The 1,910-nt window shown below is 48.4% G+C and carries 1 rRNA gene; it reads right to left on the bottom strand.

Annotation, left to right across the window (positions count from 1 at the left end):
- A 23S ribosomal RNA gene (locus B9A18_RS24895) occupies positions 1–1,872 on the bottom strand; the annotation flags it as partial.
- Positions 1,873–1,910: the final 38 nt, after the last annotated feature.

The following is a 1,910-nucleotide window of genomic DNA, read 5'->3' as shown; positions in this document are numbered from 1 at the left end:
CGGATGACATCCCCTCTTAACCTTCCAGCACCGGGCAGGTGTCAGGCCTTATACTTCATCTTTCGATTTTGCAAAGCCATGTGTTTTTGTTAAACAGTCGCCTGGGCCTTTTCACTGCGGCTGATATTGCTACCAGCGCCCCTTCTCCCGAAGTTACAGGGCCATTTTGCCGAGTTCCTTAGCCATGATTCACTCGAGCGCCTTAGAATTCTCTTCCCGGATACCTGTGTCGGTTTGCGGTACGGGTTTTTATAACCTGAAGCTTAGCGGTTTTTCTTGGAAGTCTGATTACCTGCACTATCCACGCCCCCGAAGGTTTGCGGTACTATCAGCGTTCAGCAAGACCGGCGGATTTGCCTACCAGTCCTATACCTACAGCCTTCAACGATCTATTCCGTCAGATCGCGGCAGTGTCACTACTCCGTCCCCACATCGCAGTTATAAAAAGTACGGAAATATTAATCCGTTGTCCATCGAATATCCCCTTCGGGTTCTCCTTAGGCCCCGACTAACCCTGATCCGATTAGCGTTGATCAGGAAACCTTATCCTTTCGGCGGGCAGGTTTCTCGCCTGCCTTATCGTTACTTATGCCTACATTTGCTTTTCCAGAAGCTCCAGCACAACTTACGTCATACCTTCGCTGCCGCTGGAATGCTCCCCTACCGTAATATTAATATTACCCATAGCTTCGGTGTACAATTTTATGCCCGTTTATTATCCATGCCCGATCGCTCGACTAGTGAGCTGTTACGCACTCTTTAAATGAATGGCTGCTTCCAAGCCAACATCCTAGCTGTCTATGCAATCGGACCTCGTTAGTTCAACTTAACTGTAACTTGGGGACCTTAGCTGATGGTCTGGGTTCTTTCCCTCTCGGCGCGTGACCTTAGCACCCCGCGCCTCACTGCCGTGTATATTAAATAGCATTCGGAGTTTGTCTGGATTTGGTAGGATTTGACTCCCCCGCACCCAATCAGTAGCTCTACCTCTATTTAACTAAACCACGACGCTGTTCCTAAAAACATTTCGGGGAGTACGAGCTATTTCCCAGTTTGATTAGCCTTTCACCCCTACCCACAGATCATCCGGAAACTTTTCAACGTTTATCGGTTCGGTCCTCCAGTACGTGTTACCGCACCTTCAACCTGTCCATGGGTAGATCACAAGGTTTCGCGTCTACCTCCCCTGACTATACGCCCTATTCAGACTCGCTTTCGCTTCGGATCCGTGTCTTAAACACTTAACCTTGCCAGAGAAGAGTAACTCGTAGGCTCATTATGCAAAAGGCACGCCGTCACGCCACCTGGACGCTCCGACCGCTTGTAAGCACACAGTTTCAGGTTCTATTTCACTCCCCTGTTCGGGGTTCTTTTCACCTTTCCCTCACGGTACTGGTTCACTATCGGTCTCTCAGGAGTATTTAGCCTTACCGGATGGTGCCGGCAGATTCCCACAAGGCGTCTCCGACCTCGCGGTACTCAGGATACTACTAGACTAATGGTACTTACGTGTACGAGGCTCTCACTCTATATTGCCAGGCTTCCCATCCTGTTCCACTTCATTGCATTATAATCATATCGTAGTCCTACAACCCCATACTTGCCGTAACAAGAATGGTTTGGGCTCTTTCCCGTTCGCTCGCCACTACTTAGGAAATCATTATTATTTTCTCTTCCTCTGCTTACTTAGATGTTTCAGTTCGGCAGGTTTGCGTACATTGTACGACTAGTCTTCAACTAGCCAGGTTTCCCCATTCAGAAATCTTCGGATCAATTCATATTTGCTAATCCCCGAAGCTTATCGCAGCTTATCACGTCTTTCATCGCCTCTGAGAGCCAAGGCATCCCCTGTGTGCTCTTAATTACTTTCTTCTCTCCATAGCCTTTTGCGCCTATGGAAATGCTTTTTT

Origin of the sequence: Pedobacter nyackensis, assembly GCF_900176505.1 — a bacterium.
Lineage (GTDB): Bacteria > Bacteroidota > Bacteroidia > Sphingobacteriales > Sphingobacteriaceae > Pedobacter > Pedobacter nyackensis.
The sequence above is the reverse complement of the archived record's forward strand: the minus strand, read 5'-3'. Positions and strand labels throughout refer to the sequence as shown.